Genomic DNA, 20,203 nt, shown 5'->3' on the forward strand with positions numbered 1-20,203 from the left:
CTTATATTAAAAAAGGGGTAGATGAAATGAACGGATTATTATTTTCATCACTAGTATCATTAGTTGTTTTTTACGTATTAAGTATAACTATTTCATTTGGGACTGCTTTCATTATATTTTGCATTACTCTAGTTTTAATGGGAGGAGCAGCCTTTTTAGAAGTAAGTGCAGAGAAAAAACGAATCAAACATTTGCGACTTGTAAAATAGTTTAGAGGCTATATCTACAAAAAAAATGGCGTGTTAAACCTATATAGGTTTACACGCCATTTTATATAAGGTTTTTATTCATTGAACTTATTTTGGACATCTCAATTTTTTCTTCATATGCTACTCCTCACGTTGACGTTAATCCTTTTTCTTGACTGAATCTGCACATTCCACATACTTCAACAAAATAAAAAATGGCCAAAAAATTACCAACAATATGGCTTTTGTCCATTGGTTTCGTGATCGAAATTTACTGAAAAACAAACAACCTAAACCAATTAAAAAGTAAAGGGTTAATTCAAGAAACATCATGATCACCACTTCATCTCTTTTCTCTCAGTGTATACAATAAGGATTGTTTTGGTGTCTGTATCATGAACGACATATGATGAATACGGGCCAAATCATATATCGTTCTTACGATTCGAGGGGTAAATAAGTTGTAAAGAACCTTATAAGGAATGAAGGTTTTGTAAAAAATATGAAATTAAAACATTCTATAAATACCTATTTAATAACATTTACAAAAGGAGAATGAAATGAATGGGATCAACATATTCTTGGTGAAACCGAAACTGAGGATCATTTAAGCACACTAGCAGTGACTGGACAAATCGCAGCAAGAATTGTCCTGAGTGGGATGTAAAACGACTATTTCAGTCATTCTTTATCCGGTTGTGGACTTTCTTAATAGCTAAGAAAATGTTATTCTATTAAAACATTAGTTTTACTAATCAAAGAGCCTAATTTCCCTATGGGATGGGTTCTTTATTCGTTTTATCAGGATTACCGGACAGTAAGATCTTACCTCAAGTTTCTAAGTACATAAAACAAGATAAATGGGGAGTCAACTGCCCGTTAGGCTCAGAAAGTTGAACACAGACTCAATACGCTTACCCGCAACGTCTGTGTGACCCACATTCTGCTGGCCTGAGGCTTTCCATTAGTGGGAATGAAAAGCTCCACTGAGGGAAGTTTCACTTTATCATCATTTTCCTATTTTTAGGTATCCTAGTTAATAGGGAAAACTTTTTTAAGGGGATGTACTCATGAAGAATATGATGATATTTCTCGTTCAAATGGTGTTGCTTTATTTAATTTATGCCATTTCAGACTTGCTGGTGAAGTGGCTTCATTTGCCGATTCCAGGTAGTGTATGTGGTTTGATCTTATTATTTGTGCTATTAGCTACGGGTATTTTGAAAGAAAGTTATGTTGAGAAGGCGACAACATTCTTGAATAAGCATCTAGCCTTTTTTTTCATTCCCTTTGCTGTCGGTTTAATGAACTATGGACACTTAATTAAAACGAGCGGGATTCAATTATTGTTGATGATTGTTGGAAGTACATTAATTGGATTAGTCGTGACATCAGGAGTTTCGCAAGGTTTATCTGGAAAGGTAGGAGCAAAACGTGGACAGTCTGACTCTCATTAATATAAGTATAACCGTGGTTGTCTATCTAGGAGCAAAATGGCTATCCGAACGGTTGGTATCACCACTGACAACTCCTGTATTAACTGCAAGTTTGCTCATTATTGTTATTCTTAGTGTCTTTGATATTTCATATGAACAATATTCAGAAGCGAAGGAATGGATCTCTATATTATTAGGGCCTGCAACGGTTGCCCTTGCTGTACCGATGTACCATAATCGAACGGTTATTATGGAAAAAATGATTCCTGCTCTGTTTGGTTTAATGATTGGAACAATTTCAACCATTGTTTCTGCTGTTTGGTTGTCGAAGGTGTTTGGCCTTTCTGAAGCTATACAAGCCGCTGCTGCTGTGAAGGCGGTAACCACTCCTGTTGCGATTGATGTTGTTTTAATTATTAATGGCGATCCAGCTTTGGCCTCAGCGTTCGTTGTTATTGCCGGGATTGTAGGAGCTGTACTAGCACCAACTCTTCTATCCATCTTAAAAATAAAGGACCCTTTCTCTCGTGGTCTTGGGATTGGAGCCGTTTCCCATGTAATTGGAACAAGTCAGGCAGTAAAAGAAGGACCATTAGAAGGAGCTGTCTCAAGCATGGCCTTAAGTCTTGCAGCTATCTTCACCACACTCATCCTGCCTTGGCTCTATCCAGTAATTCAAATGTGATATACAGCAGTAAAGTGACTTCCATTTTTGGGAGAGCTCTGCACCCTACACATTTTGAAACTTCTACCTTTCGAAGAAAAGAGCCATTCCCGCAGTAATTGGAAATGGCTCTAAGTTTTGTCTGTTTACAGAATGGGCATACCGTGACGCTCTAACGCAGCAGCATCAAGCATCGACATTCCTTGTTCCTCAGCAAAGGAAGCAAGTTTGTCCGATACGATTGGAGCGAGTGCTTGAGGTGGTTGAGCATAGTTCATCGCACGGCGGCGAGTAGAATTTTTGCGAGCAAACGGTCCCCAAATTGCAAATGTAATACCAGGGGTTTGCATATTTACAAAAAATGTATTGCCATCATGAGAGAATGTAGGACCGGCAAATTCCGAATTATTCATCATGTTTTCGGCAAAAGTATATACTTCGCCTTCTGGAGTTAAACCAATGATCCGGTCGTTTCCACCGCCATCCTCTGCAATCCAAAGATCTCCCCATGGAGTAATACAAATATTATCAGGTGCTTCTAAATCATTTTTATCTGTAGATTCATAGAAAAGTTCTAATGAATTTGTGGCTGGAGTATAACGGTAAACACGGCCAAGACGTTCTGAACCTGCACTTGTGTCATCGAACCAGAAAGTCCCTTCTGAGAAATAAGCACCTTCTAATCGGCTAAATTGAATACAGCCAAGGTCTTTTGCATCCTGTTGAGCACGTTCTGGATTTAACTTTTTCCAAACTACTCCAAACTTTTGACCAGTTGCCATTTGTGAGGCTTGTGGTAATTCATCAATTGCCGCTGCCTCTAAAATACCGCCTTTTTGAAGAGAACCTAGTGTTTGGCTTCTGTCATGTGGAGTAAAACGATAAAGGAAACTTGGGTTAGCATCTTCTGTTAAATACCAGATGCCTGTTGAAGGGTCAACATGTCCAGCTTCATGTGAGAAGTATCCCATGTCACGGATAGGTGTTCTAGACATCTCATTTTCAGGATCCAGTGGATTGACTTCAAATACAAAACCATGTCCCATATTACGCGTTTCTTCCATTGTTAACCAAGTACCCCATGTAGTTGCCCCACCAGCACAGTTACGGATGGTACCTGAGCTTGATACGTAATGATCGATAAGTTCTCTATTAGGTCCAACAATTAAAGTGGTAGTACCACCAGCTGCCCCATTACTCCATGGATTTTTTCCATTTACCGGGAGATTTGAGTTTGTACTATTTTCATGGTTTCTTACTAAAATAGTAGTGTTTTTCTCACCTTTAAATGCAGCCATCCCATCATGCATCGCAGGAACTTTATCACCATTTGGCATTAAATCTCCAGCCTTTGAAAGCATTTTATAATGGAAGCCCTTTGGTAAATCAAGTATTCCATTTGGATCCTTTACTAAAGGTCCGTATCCCCCAAATCCACCTGTTGGATTCGTAGCTTTTCCGGCTGCTAAGCTTTTTGATGCATTTGTTAATGAAAAAAGTCCAGTAGTTCCAAGTGTTAATGCTAATGTACTCATTCCGCCAACCTTTAAGAAGTTACGTCTATCCATCCCTTTATTCCCCATCCTAATTAAAACCTCCGTTTTACCATTTGAATTTGAGGATGCTTGAATTACTGCAAACTCTATCTATAAAGTTAGCAAAGTATTCTAAAGTGTCCGTTAACAATATGTAATTTTGTTCTTTACATTGCATAATAGGTCGATAGTTATAGGTGGAAGCGGAAAAATGAGCAGAAACGGGTAAGAATTATAACTTTAGTAATATAAAAATAGTGATAAAAGCTGAAAGTGCAATGGCATATGAGGAGATATAGGATTTAAGTAGTCTAATTTATTAATTTGATTTTAATTCCATATGAAGATATGAATTAATTGTAAATGTTCATCTGAAATTAGGCGTTTTCCAAACATGCTGGGGATCTTATCTCATAAACCACAATTACGTATAAATTAATTCCAACAAGGTCGCAAATTTTGTTTATATTTCTACGTACATATTCATATATTTAAGCTAACTGTTATTTTAAAAATGAAGGTGGGACATGTTAATTGAGAATCCATCATAAAAGGGAGATAGAATATGTCAATCCATGTAGTTAGCAGTGGGGAAACATTATGGGCAATTTCTAATCAATATGGTGTCTCGATCCCAACCATTGTTCAAGATAATGGGCTTTTATCTACGCAGACACTTAAACCAGGGCTAGCTTTATACATAGCTAATAAACGATCCTCTTACTTTCCACGTTATTACAGAGTCAAAACAGGAGATGCATTATGGTCTATAGCACAGCGCTATCAGACAAGCGTAGATCAGATTATACGAGCAAATCCAAAACTTAATTCAAATCAGTTAACGATCGGACAAAAATTGATTATCCCCTCGCCCGTTCAATTACCCTTAACCACTTTAGGTTTTATTGAACCTTATAATCCTGAAGCGTTTTTAACTACATTCGTTCCCCTATCCAATCAACTAACATACATAGCTGTCGCAGCTTTTTCTATAACTGAAGAGGGAAATGCCTATGCTTTATTAAAGGATCAACTAATAGTGGAAAGAAGTAAACAATTAAATGTATCCCCATTATTAATGATACGAAATTTTAAAAATGGAGAGTTTAACCCTGAATTAATTGGCAGTATTCTTGTAAATCCCACGTATCGTAATAATTTAATTACGAGTCTGGTGAAATTGGTTCGAGAGCGAAGGTATGAGGGGGTTAGTATTGACTTTGAATTTGTACCTCCAGAAAGACGGAACGAATTTAATATGTTTTTAAGACAGTTAAAGTCGGCTTTGGGTGAACAAATTTTACATATAAATGTTCATGCCAAAACGGAAGATCTTCCCACAAATCGAATTGTAGGAGCCTATGATTATCGGGAAATTGGTCGAATAGCGGACATTGTAGCTGTGATGACGATTGATTATGGTTATCCAACAGGCCCGCCTGATCCAATTTCTCCTATTTGGTGGGTGGAAGAAGTCCTTCGCTATACGATGACACGTATTGAACCCAATAAAGTACAAATGGCAATGGCATTATATGGATATGATAAAAGTGGGTCTGACAATTTGACTCGTGCATTATCTGTTCAAGCCGCACAAAACCAAGCGATAACAAAAGGTTCATCGATTCAATATGACACTGCATCACAGTCTCCTTGGTATCAATATTGGGAAGATAAAACCAAACATATTGTGTGGTTTGAGGATATAAGAAGCTATATTGAAAAATATAAATTAATGGATGAATACGAACTATTGGGAACAACCTTTTGGCAATTAAGTTTGCCAGCCCCGCAAAACTTCGCCTTTTTAAGAGATCATATAACCGTTCGAAAGAAGTCGAGTACCAGAAAATAAATAGCAGCTACACCTAAATAAAAAGGAAGGAGCGAACTCCTTCCTTCATTAGTTTACTAAAGTAAACGAATGCTCTTTAACCCCTTCAATTGCGTTAACGACATTTTTATAACCAAGGCTTTCTAATTGCTTGGCAACATCAGCACTCTTTGTACCTGTATTGCAATACAAAGCGATTGTTTTATCTTTTGGTAATTGGTCTAACTGGTTTTCCACTTCATCAAATGGAATATTAATGGCTCCTTCAATCATGCCTTCTTCTTTTACTTGTTTTGCAGGGCGTACATCTACTAAAACAATATCTGAGTTCCCATCAATTAACGCTTGGAAGTCTGATCCTGTTACATCATCATATTTAACTAGATCATACTTGAATTCTTTTACACCTTGGGCATTAGTTACATTTGTGAAACCATTGTTGGCGAGAATTTCAGCCGCGTCACCACTTTTTTTCCCTGAATTGCAGTAGGCAATAATTGGGGTATCTTTATAATTTCCAAGCTCATCTAATCTGCCCTCTAATTCATCAACATTCATATTAATAGCATTGGGAATATGGCCAGCTTTATACTCTTCTGGTGAACGGACATCAATGATTAAGACGTCATCCTTTTTCTTATCTGAGTTTTGAGCAGTTAGTTCCTTGCCTGTCATTGCTTTAATTTCAACAGTTTCGACTGTAGTTTCAGCTGGTTTTGCTTCATCTTGAGAACATGCTACAGATAACATCGTCGATAAAGAAAGTGTTGCTAATAATGATATAAATTTAATTCTTTTATTCTTCATATTAAAGCCTCCATTATTATATTAGAAAAGTATTATCTAGGACTAAGAATATATGACAATCAATCGATAATCAATTTGTTTAATCAATAATAAACAGGGATATATATCAAATTTTTAAGATTGTAAGAGGCTAATTATTTTTGCGATAAAAGTTATATTACTAAACTGTGTATGTCAAGTGTCATCCGAACAATTAGAGGTGACGTATTTATGGATAAACTCCAATGTGATGTGATTTATATCAATTCAGATGAAATAAATCTGTGCTAATCTTATAAATAATATCTTACAACATCCAAATGAGTTTAATATTAAAGAGGGGTGGAAGAGATGACAACAACTACTATAGATAAACCAAATAAACGGAAAAGAGAATTAAATAACGGTCCACGAATTCAAAAGGAAAAAGAAACCGTTACCAAAATGATTGCGGTTTATTGCCGAAAAAATCACCATCATCGGTCCGATCTTTGTGAGGAGTGTGAAGATTTAAATAGTTACGCAATGAAAAGATTGTCATACTGTCAATTCGGCGAAGATAAAACCTTTTGTTCCTATTGTCCTGTTCATTGTTATAAATCTGATTATCGAGAAAAAATTAAAGTAGTCATGCGGTTCTCAGGTCCATGGATGCTACTTTATCATCCAATTCTAGCGATTACACATATTTGGCAAGAAAAAGTCACATACCGAAATAAACATTGATTTCTAGGTGCCAGGCGATATCCGCCTGGCATTTCTATTTTAACCTTTTATTCCGAGCAGCCACTCTTGATAGCATTCGTGGCAAAGCTTTTCTTCTCTTTCTTGATTGGATACATGAAAGGTTACTAAATGCGTTTGCTTTTCTTGTGTTTCATTCCAACAATAAAAACATGTGTGCTGCAAATGAATTTCCCCCTTAATGGTTTCTGAAATTAGTTTGAAACGAGCAGTTGATTTTATACCAGTCACTTTTCTGCATAATTGAATTTTGAAAGTGAAACCTATTACATGAAACGAATATATAATGAAAGGAAACATTCAATGGATAAAGAACTGTCATATGGAAGTGATTATAAATTTATTCCGGCAACTTCCATAAATAATGGATTAGGGATTGAAGTATTACCAGACTTATTTGCTTATACCGTTCAAATCGTTAACTTTTGTTTAGTAGGACATCCGGATCAAAAGGATTTTGTGCTTGTGGATGCGGGAATGCCAGGATCGGCAGAGGAAATGATTGCGGTGACAGAGGAAAGGTTTGGTTCTGGCGCCCGTCCTAAAGCAATTATTCTAACACATGGACATTTTGACCATGTTGGGGCTATTATCGAACTCGTTAATCATTGGGATGTTCCTGTCTATGCCCACGAACTGGAATTGCCGTACTTAAAAGGTGAAAAAGGCTATCCTGAACCTGATCCAACTGTTGAAGGGGGTCTCGTCGCCAAACTATCCCCTTATTTTCCTAATGAACCGATAAATTTAGGTGATCGAGTACAGGCCCTTCCATCCGATGGACAGGTTCCATTCATGTCAGGATATCGTTGGGTGCCAACCCCGGGACATACACCAGGCCATGTTTCATTCTTTAGAGCTGAAGATCGAGCTCTTATAACAGGGGATGCCTTTGTCACAGTTAAACAGGAGTATTTATACAAGGTATATACTCAAGAACTAGAAATAAGTGGCCCGCCGCGCTATTTAACACCTGACTGGGACACAGCATTCCAATCAGTTAAAAAGCTGGCAGCCCTAAAACCATCAGTAGCTGTAACGGGTCATGGTCAGCCACTAGAAGGAGAACAGCTTACAAGAAGTCTTGAAAAATTGGTTAATGAATTTTATACCCTTGCTGTACCGGAATATGGGAAATATGTAAAAAAGAATCTCCATTAAATTAAAAAGGATAAAACTTCAGTAAAAAGTTTTATCCTTTTAGGCATTTAGTTGTGAAACTTTTGTGAAGTAGATAACATGTTAATATTATAAAAGGTGATAATATCAAGGGTTTTGTTTTAATTTATCTAAAAAACCGATCAGTTACTCTCTGTTTGATAGGCAAAATGAATTTTAAAGTCAATGGGGTTTCATTATAATGAGGGTGTCTTTAAATAAATAATTATAGCATGTTGTTATAATTATGGAAAAATATATGCTTCATATTTATAATAACATGCTATAGTTCCACAGAGACTAATATTCTATTAATTAGGGAGGCATTGGTAATGAAATTTAATAAAAAAGCAATTATTGCCGCGGTACTTTTTGCAATCATGATGGTATTTGTTGGGTGTAGCTCAAACGATGGAGAGAATTCAGCGAAAGAGAATACAAAAACACCTGATCAAGTGGGCGGTGTATCACTAGAAAATCCTATCAAAGTGGACAAAGAGGCTGGGACTATAACTGTTCTTGCTCAAGTAAATGGTAAATATTTTACTCAACCAACACGTCATGCTTCAGTGTTCAAGGATGGATCTAACGGAGCTAAATCTGTATTAACAGCATACGGAACTCATGAAGACTTCTTTAATGCACTTGAGGAGATTGGGGCTGAGCCAGGAAACAACATGACTCCTGATAATGCTTCAACGACTAAAGTTGAAGGTACACCAATTGATTTAAAGGTTACTTGGAATGGTGCGGATAAAGAATATGATGTTAATGAAGTGATTAATGATAGCAACGGAAACAAAATTGCCTTCAAATTTGGTGGAAATCATGATAGATCTATAGAAAAGCATACTGGCTGCCTAACTTGTCTTGATAGCTGCCCAGTTGGTATCATCTCCAACACTGCTTATTCTTATGGTGCAGTAGAAAATACGAAAGAAGTTAAATTCAATGGAAATCAAGATGTGCTTCCTGAAGATGGAACTTATGTAGCTACAGTCTATTCAATTGCAAAATAATTTGGCTTAAGTTTTATTTTTGTATGGGTTTGTCATACAGAATAATTCAGGAGGTGGAGTCGTGTTAAAATTAAGACTAATTTTTTACTATACTACTGCAGGTATAGCGCTAGGCTTCCTTTTCAACATGCTGCTGTTTTTTAACGTAGCACTTGAAATGATGATAGGACTAGGATTAGTAATGTATATTTTTGCAGGCTTTGGCCTAATGGTCGCTATTGCTAAGACAAGACTAGATTGGAAGTATTCATTCTTCTATATTGAGCTAGCGGCTATACTGTTAGCTTTATTTACAGGAAGATTACAACAATTCTCTTATATTATAAAGGAAACATTAATGATCACAAATCCTGTATCACAGATACAACCAATTTTCATTGTATGTGCAATAATAATAAATCTAGTGAACCTATATATTGTACGTACTATAGGAAATTACCAAAAGGAATATACTAGGGAAGAAAGAAAAGCTTTAAGAGAAGAACAGGTAAAACTAAGTGACTTAAGGGAAGAATTAGATAAAGAGGAAATAGCATTAGTTAAGAAAAGAAGAAAACGTGGGAGAATTATTGCAATTGTTGGTATAGCAATTTTTATGGTTTTCTACTTTACTATCCCTACTCTTCATAATGGATTAAATCATGCTTTTAGTACGATATCTAAGCTAGATACAGCAATAGTAATTGAATATTTGAGATCTTACGGGAAATTAGCTGCCGTGGTGTCATTTATCCTCATGGTTCTTCAATCAATTGCTGCACCCATTCCAGCGTTTCTAATCACTCTTTCAAATGCAGCTATTTTTGGATGGTGGCAAGGAGCAATCCTATCTTGGTCATCTGCTATGGCGGGGGCTGCGCTATGTTTCTTTATTGCGAGAGTACTTGGTAGAGATGTGGTAGAAAAGCTTACTAGTAAAGGTGCGATGGAAAGTGTAGATGTTTTCTTTGAAAAATATGGAAACCGTACCATATTAGTTTGTAGACTTTTACCGTTTGTCTCCTTTGACTTTGTAAGTTATGCGGCTGGTCTTACGAATATGAGATTTTGGTCATTCTTTATTGCAACAGGTATCGGTCAATTACCTGCGACAATCGTGTATTCATACGTTGGAGGAACACTTACAGGTGGAGCTCAGAAATTGTTTGTTGGGTTATTAACATTGTTTGGATTATCGATATTAATAGGTGTTGCAAAGAGAGTATATAATGATAAGCGAAGTAAAAGTAAAATAAAAGAAGAAAAAATAGCTTAATAACGAACACAAAAGTGGTGTGACAAAAGCGTGTAAATTCTTTTTTCACACCATTAATTATTTGTAACCTAATGTTAGTAAAATTAATGATCCTAATTGCGCTATTTCAACAACTTGTTAAAGTAATTGAAAAAATTTTAGTTGAAAAGGTGAGGGAGGTGAAAAAATCGATAGAGAACAAAGTAAAATCATATTTACAACTTCTTATTAGATTTATAGTTAGTGTTGGTTTAATGGTCTGGCTAGTCACGATGATTGATTGGGATGAGGCCTTTCAAATGATGAAGGAAGGCTCTCCTTTTTATTTTTTCCTTGCTTTTATGGCGATTCAGATCACTGTTGCAACAAGCATTTGGAAATGGAAAATGCTTATCCAATCCTCTGAAAAAAAGCTTCGTAATGATCAAGTATCCCCAACTTACTTAGGGAAACTATATTATATTGGTCTATTCTTTAATAACTTTATGCCTGGCAGTGTCGGCGGGGATGTTGTCAGAATTTATTATTTAGGGAAAAAGACAAGCGTGGCAACAGCTACCACATCGGTGTTATTTGAAAGGATTACAGCTGGATTCGCTCTTGTAGGCATCGTGTTGATTTCTGCTTTATTTATGGATCAATCAAGACCTTATTTGATTTCACTACTTGTTTTACTTATCATAGCAGTAGTTTTGTATTTAACTTTTAAACTCTTTATGAAAAAGGCTAATGGAGCTAAAGTCGATCCTTCTTCTACTGGGAAACTAAGTTTATTACTAGGAAAAGGTAAGGAGACTATTGTTGGAATTGGGGAAACAGCAAAAAATTATCGTAATGAAAATTGGCAATGGTGGGGGATGATTCTTCTGCTATCCTTTCTATTTCAAGTGGGAATGGCGTGGATTAATGATTTATTATTCCGAAGTTTTGGAATAGAGGTCTCCTTTTTGCACTTACTTGTGATTATCACATTAATTTCAGTAATTACCATGATTCCTGTTTCCTTAAATGGACTGGGGGTTCGTGAAGCCAGTTATGTTTTATTTTTCCAAAGTATTGGGGTTCCAGAAGGAATTGCCTTATCTGTTTCATTATTATTTTTCTTTCTTGTTACGATTTCAAGTTTAATAGGAGGTTTATTTTGGCTAATGGAAAGGAGGGAAATGAACCATGAAGTTATCGGGTAATAAAGTAATTGAATCGGTTATGGAAGTAAAAGCGAAGGGGATGGTTGATTCAATTATAGGAGATATTCCAATTAACCGACTTGAAAAAGAAACGAGTGAAGCTACTATTGCTCTAGTCACAACAGCTGGTGTTCTTTTAAAAACACAAAATGTTTTTAATGTGGTAGACGGGGATTCTACTGTCCGGTTTATTCCGTCCACTAGTGTAGAAGATGACTTAATGATTAGTCATGAGCACTTTGACCGCAGTGATGCAGACCAAGATGTAAACTGTGTTTTTCCGCTTTCAAGACTGAAGGGGTTAGCGGAAGAGGGGATTATTGGTGGTGTAGCCAATACCCATTATGGATTAATGGGGTATATACCAGATACAGTGCCCTTGATTGAAGAGACTATTCCGAATATCGTTCAACAACTGATCACAGATGAAGTCGATGCTGTTATTTTAAATCCTGGCTGATATATCTGTCATCAATCCGTGGGGTTGATTCAATATGCAATTGAAAAGGCGGGAATTCCAGCAATTTCAATTACTCATTTAGCTCATTTAACGAGGAAGGTTCGTGTTTCGCGTGCTCTGCAGACTAAATTTCCATTAGGGCGCAGTTATGGAAAAGCTGGTGAAGTGGACATGCAAAGGCGAATATTACTAGATTGCTTGCGCTATATAAAGGAAATAAAAGAATCTGAAACCATTATCAAACTTCCTTATAAATGGAAAAGAAGGTTAAGTCTTAGATGAACAAATTGATACAAAGGATCGGACAAGCAAAAAGCATTCAACAACAGAAAGCCCGCTCCATGCAGAAGATCCTTTGGCATGTAAGATGGGTTGTCCTAAGTTTACTAATCATTTTCAATGCTATAGGCTTAATGAACGATCTTCTTGTGCCGTTTTTTCTAGCCATTAATGGAATAGGTTTTAGCTTCTATTTCCTATTAGGGCAGCTTGAAGGTTATTTTGAATGCAAGTCAAATTGCAGGATATAAGATATGTTTATGTCGTTATAAAAGAGAGGATGTTGAAAAGTTTTGATTAAGAAAAAAATATGGTTTGTATTATTGCTGTGCTTTATGCTGATTGCAGCTGGATGTACTTCAAACGAAAATACAAAGGAAAATGAAAATACGCCAGAACAAAATAAACAAGCAAATGTACTGGATAAGGAATTTGAACAAATCCTCGAAGATGCTAAAGGAAGCACCGTAAGATTCTATGGATATGGCGGTGGACAAAAAACGAATGAATGGATTGACAAATACCTCACCGAAAATGTTAAGAAAGACTATGATATCAAAGTTGAACGTGTTGGTATGAATATCGATGAAATCCTAAACATTATGTTGAATGAAAAGCAACTGAATGTTGAAGAAGGCACTGTTGATGTTGTATGGATTAATGGAGAAAACTTCTTTACGGCTATGGAAAATGATTTGCTGTTTGGGCCTTTTACGGATAAACTGCCAAATTTCAATAAATATGTTGATAAGGAATCACCTGATGTAAAATATGATTTTGGTTATCCTGTTAATGGATATGAAGCGCCTTATGGGAAAGCACAATTTGTGATGATTTACGATAGCAATCATATTGACAAAACACCGGTCGATCATAAGGAATTATTGGAATTTGCAAAAGCGAATCCAGGTAAATTTACTTATCCTGCTCCTCCTGATTTTACAGGGTCTGCTTTTGTGAGAAATATTATTAGTGATATTGTAGGATATGAACAGTTCATGGATATGGAAGCAGATGAAGAGGTCGTGAGAGAGGCGATTGCCCCTGCAATTGAGTATTTCAAAGAATTAAAGCCTTATTTGTGGAAAAAAGGAGTAACTTATCCAGCTGAAACACCTCTACTTAATAACATGTATGCCGATGGTGAGGTTTGGATGACGATGTCCTATAATCCAAATTCAGCCTCTGGTCAAATTGAAACAGGCGAGTTTCCTGAATCAACAAGAACATTTGTATTTGATAAAGGGACAATTGGAAATACGCATTTCTTAGCCATCCCACATAATGCTCCAAATAAAGAAGGGGCGCTTGCTTTGATTAACTATATTTTAAATGTAGAGTCTCAAGCGACTAAATATGACCCAGCAACATGGGGAGATTTACCAGTCTTAGACCAAGAGAAGCTTAATGAAGAGGAGAAAGAAAGATTGGCCTCTGTTAACTTGGGTGAGGCAACATTACCAGCGGATGTACTTGCTGAGCATCGAATTCCTGAAATGCCGGCTGATTTAGTACCAATTATTGAAAAAATTTGGATGGAAGAAATACCAGGTGAATAATTTTAGAGAATCGGTAAAACCATATCTATTGCTGTCTCCAATGCTTTTGATTCTAATTGGGATTTTCGTTACTGGCATTCTAATGGGGCTTCTTCAGAGTTTTGGATATTTCAAAGAGGTAGGGTTAACTGAGTTTACACTGAAATACTACAAAGAGGTTTTAATGGATTCAAACTTCCTATCATCTTTGAAATTCAGCCTGTATACATCAGCCGTTTCATCTATTATAGCAGTGGTTTTAGGGGTGTTACTCTCATATACCATCCTTCAAATTAAAGGAAATAAGGAAACAGTAGAATTAGTTTATAGAATACCCATTGCAGTGCCGCATATTGTTGCAGCGCTGCTAGTCTATAATATTGTTTCCCAAACAGGGATTCTACCTAGAATTTTGTTTGAAACTGGCTTGATCAAGGATCAAGACCAGTTTCCCTCTTTGCTATATGAACCAAACGGTGTTGGCATCATTGTAGCTTATATTTGGAAGGAAATACCTTTTGTAGCACTAACCACTTACACGGTTCTTAGCAATGTCTCTAAGAAGTTATCCGATGTAGCTTATAACCTTGGAGCCAACAAAAAGCAAGTATTTTTTTATGTATTACTGCCGCTTATCATGCCTTCTGTATTGTCCTCATTTATTATTATATTTGCCTTTTCTTTCGGAGCATATGAGTTGCCGCTCTTGCTAGGACCGACGCAGCCTAAGGCCTTACCAGTGCAAGCGTTTATTGAATATAGCAACCCTGTTCTACAAAACAGGCCTTATGCCATGGTGTATAATATGCTGATTACTCTGATTGCGGTTATCCTAACATGGCTCTACTATAAAGCTTTTGAAAAGGTATTTAAATACACAAGGTGATGAAAATGGAGAATAAAACAAAATTACGTTATAAATGGATATTAGGCATTTTTCTTAGCTTTATATTATTACCACTAGTGGTTATCGTGATATGGAGTTTTTCTAGGAATTGGCCATGGCCTCAAATATTTCCTTCCAGTTTTGGTTTACGCGGCTGGGAGTATTTTTTTGATCCATCATCAAAAAGCATCGAAATTTTATTATTTAGTCTAGGATTATCATTTATTGTCACGCTGGTGGCCTTGGCTATAACCATACCTGCTGCTAAGGCACTCGCCTTGTATCAATTTAGAGGGAAAAAGTTCATTGAAATTTTAACCTTCGCTCCCATTATTGTCCCTACCGTTGCAGTAGCTATGGGAATCCATGTCCAGTTTATTAAAATGGGATTGGCTAATACGTTTACAGGAGTGGTATTGATTCACCTTATCCCCTGTATCCCCTATACAGTAAGGATTCTTAAATCAGTTTTTGAACTAGTAGGAGATAGAATGGAGATGCAGGCTAGAGTGCTAGGAGCCGGGAAGATTCAGACACTGATTTATGTAACTCTGCCTATGATACTACCAGGAATTATCTCCGCTGGAAGCATGGCTTTCATTGTCTCCTACAGCCAGTATTTCTTAACATTTTTGATCGGCGGTGGGAAAATTATTACTTTTTCCATGCTTATGTTTCCGTTTGTCCAAAGCGGAGACAGGATGGTTGGATCTGTATACAGCGTCGTGTTCATCCTGACTACTTTCATATTCTTAATGATTATTGAAAAACTCATGAGACGATACTATAGAGGGAAACTTGGGGAATTTCATTATGTCTAAAATAACGTTAAAAAGTTTAAAGAAATCTTTTGGTAAAGGTAAGGTATTGGACAATATTGACTTTGAAGTGGATGAGGGAAAGGTCGTTTCTTTGCTTGGTCCATCGGGATGCGGAAAAACAACGACTTTGAAGTTGATTGCTGGACTACTTCAGCCTGATGAGGGGACTATTTTCTTAGGTGATCAAAACATTACGAAGTTGCCTCCAGAAAAAAGAGGGACGGTCATTGTTTTCCAGGATCATCTTCTTTTCCCGCATTTAAATGTAGAGCAAAACATTGGGTTTGGTCTCAAGATGGCAAAGCATCCAAAGCAGAGAATTAGTGAACGGGTGGAGGAGATGCTCGACCTAGTAAAACTAAAAGGAACGAATCGCAAATACCCTCATCAACTTTCAGGAGGGCAACAACAAAGAATTGCATTAGCCCGTGCATTGGCGGTTCGCCCGAAAGTACTATTGCTCGATGAGCCATTTTCGAATCTCGATCCAAATCTTAGACAAGAGATTAGAGAACTAACCTTCGAGATACAAAGGAATTTGCAAATGACTACCATCCTAGTTACGCATGATAAGGAAGAAGCTCTAATGTCTTCGGATAAAATTGCCTTTATGCAAGGTGGCCAAATTAAGCAGTTTGGGACTCCTGAAGAACTGTATCAACAGCCTAACTCTATAGAAGTTGCCCATTTCCTTGGGGAAAAGAATTTTATTCAAGGTAGGATTCAGAATGGAAGATTCGAATCTGATATGATAATGATACAGACGGCAAGTAGTGATACTGATCATGCTAGGTTAATGATAAAGCCCGAAGATATCGAGATCTTTCCTGTTGGAACAAAGGATCTAGAAGGAAAGATTGTATCGAGAAAATATGCCGGTGAAAGAGTTTATTATACAGTTGTTGTTTCGGAAATGGAGCTTAAGGTTATCTCCCAATCTGCTAACCTTTATAACATTGGCGATCAAGTGTCACTTGAAGTGAATATAAATGATCTAGTTATTTTTGAAGAATAATTGAAGGAAGAGAAGCTATGATAACGATTATTATCCCAGTACTCAATGAAGAGAAAACAATCGGAAAGTGTTTAGAAAACATCATCGAGCTTCCTGGACAAAAAGAATTAATCGTTGTCGATGGGGGTAGCCTCGATCATACGGTTGAAATAGCGAGTCGCTATGCAAAGGTAATTAGTAGTCCAAAAGGAAGAGCTAAGCAGATGAATAGTGGCGCAAAGGCTGCAAAGGGAGACATTCTTTGGTTTGTTCATTCTGATTCAAAGCTACATCAGAACAGTATTTCTGAGATAGAAAATACGATAGCCCAAAAATATATCGGGGGTTGTTTCAAGCTTTATTTCTATGATTTTGATACAAGATTTATGAGATTTGTAGCAACCACCTCTAATCTAAGGGCAAAATATTTAAAATTAATTTTTGGGGACCAAGGGATTTTCATGAGTAGAGACACCTTTGAAAAGTTGAGGGGCTTTCAGGATATGGAGCTAATGGAGGATTGGGACTTTTCCCGAAGAATCCATCGGCTTGGAATGATGAGAATGATTAATAAAAAAATTGGAACCTCGGCTAGACGATTTCAAAGGGACGGGCAGCTAAAAACCCTGCTCAAGATGCATAAAATCAAAGTCCTTTACTTATTAGGAACACCATCGGAAAAATTAAATAAGATCTATAGAGAAGTGAGATAATGAATGCTTTAATACTAATGACGAGAATTCCAATACCGGGAAAAACAAAAACAAGGTTAATGGATCTGCTCACTGGCAGTGAGTGTGCACAATTACATATGGCTTTTTTGAAAGATCTTTTCGCTACTTTTGAGGATTTAAAAGATATTGATCTATTTATGACCTACACGCCTGAAGATTCATTTTTCATTATTGAAAATATGATTCCGGATTCAATGAAGCACTTTCCTCAACAGGGGGAGGATTTGGGTGAAAAGATGTTTAATGCGATCAATCAAGTTTTTCAAAAAGGGTATAAAAAGGTTATATTAATTGGTTCAGACATCCCAGATTTGTCAGCAGAGGATATCCAGACTTCCTTCAAAGTATTGGAAGAGTGCGATTTAGTACTAGGACCAACATATGATGGAGGGTATTACTTGGTTGGCATGAAGGCATCTAATGAAAAGATCTTTCATATCCCTAAAAAGTGGGGCGGAAAATCCGTATTGGAATCAACCATTGAGATTGGGAATGAGCAGGATTTATCCATTGGGCTGAGCCAGAAATATCGGGATATTGATACAAAAGAGGACTTATTCGAATTTGAGAGGAAAAATAACCATTCAAAAGCCTCTAATACGATGAAATGGATTCTGGATTGGAGAAGGAAGGATGCTAAAAGATCATTTACTAGAACAAATTAAAGAATACATTAATAATAATCAGAGTTTGAGCCATTTAAACTTAAATAATCATACGAGAGTTAGTTTTCTCGCTCAAGGCGAATATAACATTAACTTTGTTTTGGATTCTAATCTAAATAAATATGTGTTTAGAGTAAACACTGGAAGCCAAATGGAAAATGAAAACCAAGTTAGATATGAATATGATTCTATAAAATATTTGGAACCGTCTGGTGTTACTCCTAAGGTGTTTTTTCTTGATGATTCGTTAGCCTTTTTTCAATATGGCATTTTGATTATGGAATTTCTTGAAGGGAAGCCGCTCCACTACGAAAAGGATTTGACGAAAGCTGCAGCAATCTTTTCGAATATACATTCGTTAAATGTGAAGAAGAATTCCACTCATTTTAAAGTGGAGGACTATATTTTTAGTGATCGGATCAAAGAAGGAGAAAGACTTCTTGCCAGTATTTGGGAAAGTCCACATGTCAGCAAAGAGATCAAAAGCTTTTTTGACCAATTTTTAGATTGGACCAAAGTCAATCGAAGCAAGGAGCAATATTTTATTGATGATCCTTGGCACGTCATCAATAATACAGAGGTGAATTCTCATAATTTTATTATAGGGGAGGATACATCTTTTTTGATTGATTGGGAAAAGCCAGTCATTTCGGACCCAGCCCAGGACTTAACACAATTTATGGCTCCGACCACTACCCTGTGGAAAACAAATTATCTTCTCAGTAAAGAGGAAAAGGAACTTTTCTTTTCAACCTATATTGAAGGTTTAAATGGTCAAGATAAGAACATTCGTGAGAGAGTTCAGCTATATACTCCTTACCTATATTTAAGGGCTCTCGCGTGGTGTGTCCACGCTTATGTGGAATACCATAATCCAAATAAAGAAATAAAAAACATCGATACCTTTGAAAAAATTAAAACATTTTTGGATCTAGATTTTATGAGGAAATTATGCGGCCCTTTTTGGCATTCGTCTTAGTTGACGGATGTCGGAAAAAGGGCTGTTATTTTTACATTCGTTTGATCTTAACATTTTTCCATGTTTCGAAGATGATTTCGTTAAAAAGGCCGATATCTAAAATTTCAGTTGGAATATTGACGATCGAACCTTTGTCATGATCATCTTCGGTTTTTAAAAATCCCTTTTTCAAATCCTCGTCACTTGAGATAATGGACGTATAGTTGTTATCAAACAGTTCTGGATTCGTAATGTATACGCCTGAGACAATATCCCAATTGAAAAAACCTTCTGTAGCAAAAAGCTCCTTAAAATGCTCGTACCATGCATAGGAATGTTTTTTAATATATGAATAGCAAGCAATATCCTTATTTTCCATTAGTCGCTCGTATTCCGTTTTTCCAAATTCTGCCTGTAGACAAATATGGCCAGTCATCGTTGTTATTGTTGCACCGGAATGAAGGACATTGTAGCTTGCTTCATGATCAACAGAAAAGTTTAATTCATCTAGATTCTTTCCATTGATAATAAGAGGCTTTGTCAAACCTCCCATTAATACGATTTCTTTTACTTTATCGTAAAAATGTGGATCTAGACAATAAGCTCCATATAAATTCGTAAGAGAACCGGTAGCCAGTATGGTTATTTCATTCGGATATTGATTGACCATATCAACAAGAAAAGCCGCCGCCTCACTTTTTCTGTCAGAACCCTTCCCGGCCCCTTTTTTTAGAGGAATATTAGTTATATTTAAATCGTTAAATAGTTTGGTTGTTGCTTGAAATACATCTTCTATATGGCTGTTGCCAAATGTTGTTGTTACACCTAACAAATCAATGAGATTGTTACCAATTAAATACATAAGGGTTAATCCGTCATCTACATCTTTGTTTGGAATCCCCATTGTGTTATCACAATCATATAGTACTTTTATCAAACGAATTCCTCCATTTAACTGTAGTTAAAGAATAGTATAACTTAAATCCGGATTTAGTTCTGTGATTAATATGAAGTCTTTATAAATTCAATTTGAAACAATAGTAAAGGTGTATCTATTGTATTGTTATAGGATATGGTTTTAGT

Annotated in this window: 22 protein-coding genes; 18 read left to right on the plus strand and 4 right to left on the minus strand. The window is 36.5% G+C overall.

Annotation, left to right across the window (positions count from 1 at the left end; all coding sequences use genetic code 11):
- The first annotated feature begins 26 nt into the window (after window positions 1-26).
- The 3 genes from R4Z10_RS02740 (at window position 27) to R4Z10_RS02750 (ending at window position 2,309) form a co-directional block, all read left to right on the plus strand.
- The gene (locus tag R4Z10_RS02740; protein WP_338471706.1) at window positions 27-209 is read left to right on the plus strand and encodes a hypothetical protein; all 183 of its coding nucleotides are present in this window, start codon (window positions 27-29) and stop codon (window positions 207-209) included.
- A 1,049-nt stretch (window positions 210-1,258) separates the two neighbouring features.
- The gene (locus R4Z10_RS02745; protein WP_338471707.1) at window positions 1,259-1,645 is read left to right on the plus strand and encodes a CidA/LrgA family protein; all 387 of its coding nucleotides are present in this window, start codon (window positions 1,259-1,261) and stop codon (window positions 1,643-1,645) included.
- Window positions 1,623-2,309 (plus strand): LrgB family protein, encoded by a 687-nt coding sequence (locus tag R4Z10_RS02750; RefSeq protein WP_338471708.1) that lies wholly within the window; start codon window positions 1,623-1,625, stop codon window positions 2,307-2,309. Before R4Z10_RS02745 ends, R4Z10_RS02750 begins: the two co-directional genes overlap by 23 nt.
- Before the next feature lie 125 nt (window positions 2,310-2,434).
- On the opposite strand, the gene R4Z10_RS02755 is transcribed toward R4Z10_RS02750, so the two are convergent.
- Window positions 2,435-3,856 (minus strand): alkaline phosphatase PhoX, encoded by a 1,422-nt coding sequence (locus R4Z10_RS02755; RefSeq protein ID WP_338471709.1) that lies wholly within the window; start codon window positions 3,854-3,856, stop codon window positions 2,435-2,437.
- 532 nt (window positions 3,857-4,388) lie between these two features.
- Between R4Z10_RS02755 and R4Z10_RS02760 the strand changes: the two genes are divergently transcribed.
- Window positions 4,389-5,678 carry a LysM peptidoglycan-binding domain-containing protein gene (locus R4Z10_RS02760; protein ID WP_338471710.1) on the plus strand — a complete coding sequence of 430 codons (1,290 nt, stop codon included), beginning with the start codon at window positions 4,389-4,391 and terminating at the stop codon, window positions 5,676-5,678.
- A 48-nt stretch (window positions 5,679-5,726) separates the two neighbouring features.
- Here the strand turns inward: R4Z10_RS02760 and R4Z10_RS02765 are convergent, their stop codons facing one another.
- Window positions 5,727-6,464: a rhodanese-like domain-containing protein gene (locus tag R4Z10_RS02765; RefSeq protein ID WP_338471711.1), complete on the minus strand. Its 738-nt coding sequence runs from the start codon at window positions 6,462-6,464 to the stop codon at window positions 5,727-5,729.
- A gap of 330 nt (window positions 6,465-6,794) precedes the next feature.
- Between R4Z10_RS02765 and R4Z10_RS02770 the strand changes: the two genes are divergently transcribed.
- Window positions 6,795-7,169, plus strand: coding sequence for a nitrous oxide-stimulated promoter family protein (locus tag R4Z10_RS02770; RefSeq protein WP_338471712.1), 375 nt, complete (start codon window positions 6,795-6,797; stop codon window positions 7,167-7,169).
- Window positions 7,170-7,208: 39 nt separating this feature from the next.
- Here R4Z10_RS02770 and R4Z10_RS02775 read toward each other — a convergent pair whose 3' ends face one another.
- Window positions 7,209-7,352, minus strand: a complete 144-nt coding sequence (locus R4Z10_RS02775) for a hypothetical protein (protein WP_338471713.1) — start codon at window positions 7,350-7,352, stop codon at window positions 7,209-7,211.
- Window positions 7,353-7,490: 138 nt separating this feature from the next.
- On the opposite strand from R4Z10_RS02775, the gene R4Z10_RS02780 reads away from it, so the two are divergent.
- The 13 genes from R4Z10_RS02780 (at window position 7,491) to R4Z10_RS02840 (ending at window position 19,141) form a co-directional block, all read left to right on the plus strand.
- Complete coding sequence (locus R4Z10_RS02780) at window positions 7,491-8,348, plus strand: MBL fold metallo-hydrolase (RefSeq protein WP_338473146.1); 858 nt, start codon at window positions 7,491-7,493, stop codon at window positions 8,346-8,348.
- A gap of 329 nt (window positions 8,349-8,677) precedes the next feature.
- A complete protein-coding gene (locus R4Z10_RS02785) occupies window positions 8,678-9,364 on the plus strand; it encodes a YdjY domain-containing protein (RefSeq protein ID WP_338471714.1) in 687 nt (228 codons plus the stop codon).
- 61 nt (window positions 9,365-9,425) lie between these two features.
- Complete coding sequence (locus R4Z10_RS02790) at window positions 9,426-10,619, plus strand: TVP38/TMEM64 family protein (protein ID WP_338471715.1); 1,194 nt, start codon at window positions 9,426-9,428, stop codon at window positions 10,617-10,619.
- A 71-nt stretch (window positions 10,620-10,690) separates the two neighbouring features.
- Window positions 10,691-11,785 (plus strand): lysylphosphatidylglycerol synthase transmembrane domain-containing protein, encoded by a 1,095-nt coding sequence (locus tag R4Z10_RS02795; RefSeq protein ID WP_338471716.1) that lies wholly within the window; start codon window positions 10,691-10,693, stop codon window positions 11,783-11,785.
- On the plus strand, window positions 11,769-12,527 hold the full coding sequence (locus R4Z10_RS02800) for a glycine/sarcosine/betaine reductase selenoprotein B family protein (protein ID WP_338471717.1): 759 nt from the start codon (window positions 11,769-11,771) through the stop codon (window positions 12,525-12,527). Before R4Z10_RS02795 ends, R4Z10_RS02800 begins: the two co-directional genes overlap by 17 nt.
- A complete protein-coding gene (locus R4Z10_RS02805; RefSeq protein WP_338471718.1) occupies window positions 12,524-12,775 on the plus strand; it encodes a hypothetical protein in 252 nt (83 codons plus the stop codon). The genes R4Z10_RS02800 and R4Z10_RS02805 overlap by 4 nt, the downstream gene beginning before the upstream one ends.
- Window positions 12,776-12,817: 42 nt before the next feature.
- Window positions 12,818-14,083, plus strand: coding sequence for an ABC transporter substrate-binding protein (locus tag R4Z10_RS02810; protein ID WP_338471719.1), 1,266 nt, complete (start codon window positions 12,818-12,820; stop codon window positions 14,081-14,083).
- Window positions 14,076-14,948 (plus strand): ABC transporter permease subunit, encoded by an 873-nt coding sequence (locus R4Z10_RS02815; protein ID WP_338471720.1) that lies wholly within the window; start codon window positions 14,076-14,078, stop codon window positions 14,946-14,948. The genes R4Z10_RS02810 and R4Z10_RS02815 overlap by 8 nt, the downstream gene beginning before the upstream one ends.
- 5 nt (window positions 14,949-14,953) lie before the next feature.
- The gene (locus R4Z10_RS02820) at window positions 14,954-15,769 is read left to right on the plus strand and encodes an ABC transporter permease subunit (protein WP_338471721.1); all 816 of its coding nucleotides are present in this window, start codon (window positions 14,954-14,956) and stop codon (window positions 15,767-15,769) included.
- A complete protein-coding gene (locus R4Z10_RS02825; protein WP_338471722.1) occupies window positions 15,762-16,784 on the plus strand; it encodes an ABC transporter ATP-binding protein in 1,023 nt (340 codons plus the stop codon). Before R4Z10_RS02820 ends, R4Z10_RS02825 begins: the two co-directional genes overlap by 8 nt.
- 17 nt (window positions 16,785-16,801) lie before the next feature.
- A complete protein-coding gene (locus R4Z10_RS02830) occupies window positions 16,802-17,476 on the plus strand; it encodes a TIGR04283 family arsenosugar biosynthesis glycosyltransferase (RefSeq protein ID WP_338471723.1) in 675 nt (224 codons plus the stop codon).
- Window positions 17,476-18,162, plus strand: coding sequence for a TIGR04282 family arsenosugar biosynthesis glycosyltransferase (locus tag R4Z10_RS02835; protein ID WP_338471724.1), 687 nt, complete (start codon window positions 17,476-17,478; stop codon window positions 18,160-18,162). The genes R4Z10_RS02830 and R4Z10_RS02835 overlap by 1 nt, the downstream gene beginning before the upstream one ends.
- Window positions 18,131-19,141 carry a phosphotransferase gene (locus R4Z10_RS02840; protein WP_338471725.1) on the plus strand — a complete coding sequence of 337 codons (1,011 nt, stop codon included), beginning with the start codon at window positions 18,131-18,133 and terminating at the stop codon, window positions 19,139-19,141. Before R4Z10_RS02835 ends, R4Z10_RS02840 begins: the two co-directional genes overlap by 32 nt.
- A gap of 31 nt (window positions 19,142-19,172) precedes the next feature.
- Here the strand turns inward: R4Z10_RS02840 and R4Z10_RS02845 are convergent, their stop codons facing one another.
- Window positions 19,173-20,057 carry a nucleoside hydrolase gene (locus R4Z10_RS02845; RefSeq protein ID WP_338471726.1) on the minus strand — a complete coding sequence of 295 codons (885 nt, stop codon included), beginning with the start codon at window positions 20,055-20,057 and terminating at the stop codon, window positions 19,173-19,175.
- Between the last annotated feature and the right edge of the window lie 146 nt (window positions 20,058-20,203).

Source organism: Niallia sp. XMNu-256 (assembly GCF_036670015.1).
Taxonomy (GTDB): Bacteria; Bacillota; Bacilli; order Bacillales; family Cytobacillaceae; genus Bacillus_BD.

What these genes read in the sequence shown, in the direction of transcription:
- R4Z10_RS02740 (WP_338471706.1), top strand. Translation starts at nt 27, where the DNA reads ATGAACGGATTATTATTTTCATCACTAGTATCATTAGTTGTTTTTTAC.
- R4Z10_RS02745 (WP_338471707.1), top strand. Translation starts at nt 1,259, where the DNA reads ATGAAGAATATGATGATATTTCTCGTTCAAATGGTGTTGCTTTATTTA.
- R4Z10_RS02755 (WP_338471709.1), bottom strand. Translation starts at nt 3,856, where the DNA reads ATGGATAGACGTAACTTCTTAAAGGTTGGCGGAATGAGTACATTAGCA.
- R4Z10_RS02760 (WP_338471710.1), top strand. Translation starts at nt 4,389, where the DNA reads ATGTCAATCCATGTAGTTAGCAGTGGGGAAACATTATGGGCAATTTCT.
- R4Z10_RS02765 (WP_338471711.1), bottom strand. Translation starts at nt 6,464, where the DNA reads ATGAAGAATAAAAGAATTAAATTTATATCATTATTAGCAACACTTTCT.
- R4Z10_RS02770 (WP_338471712.1), top strand. Translation starts at nt 6,795, where the DNA reads ATGACAACAACTACTATAGATAAACCAAATAAACGGAAAAGAGAATTA.
- R4Z10_RS02780 (WP_338473146.1), top strand. Translation starts at nt 7,491, where the DNA reads ATGGATAAAGAACTGTCATATGGAAGTGATTATAAATTTATTCCGGCA.
- R4Z10_RS02785 (WP_338471714.1), top strand. Translation starts at nt 8,678, where the DNA reads ATGAAATTTAATAAAAAAGCAATTATTGCCGCGGTACTTTTTGCAATC.
- R4Z10_RS02795 (WP_338471716.1), top strand. Translation starts at nt 10,691, where the DNA reads ATGTTAGTAAAATTAATGATCCTAATTGCGCTATTTCAACAACTTGTT.
- R4Z10_RS02805 (WP_338471718.1), top strand. Translation starts at nt 12,524, where the DNA reads ATGAACAAATTGATACAAAGGATCGGACAAGCAAAAAGCATTCAACAA.
- R4Z10_RS02820 (WP_338471721.1), top strand. Translation starts at nt 14,954, where the DNA reads ATGGAGAATAAAACAAAATTACGTTATAAATGGATATTAGGCATTTTT.
- R4Z10_RS02825 (WP_338471722.1), top strand. Translation starts at nt 15,762, where the DNA reads ATGTCTAAAATAACGTTAAAAAGTTTAAAGAAATCTTTTGGTAAAGGT.
- R4Z10_RS02830 (WP_338471723.1), top strand. Translation starts at nt 16,802, where the DNA reads ATGATAACGATTATTATCCCAGTACTCAATGAAGAGAAAACAATCGGA.
- R4Z10_RS02835 (WP_338471724.1), top strand. Translation starts at nt 17,476, where the DNA reads ATGAATGCTTTAATACTAATGACGAGAATTCCAATACCGGGAAAAACA.
- R4Z10_RS02840 (WP_338471725.1), top strand. Translation starts at nt 18,131, where the DNA reads ATGCTAAAAGATCATTTACTAGAACAAATTAAAGAATACATTAATAAT.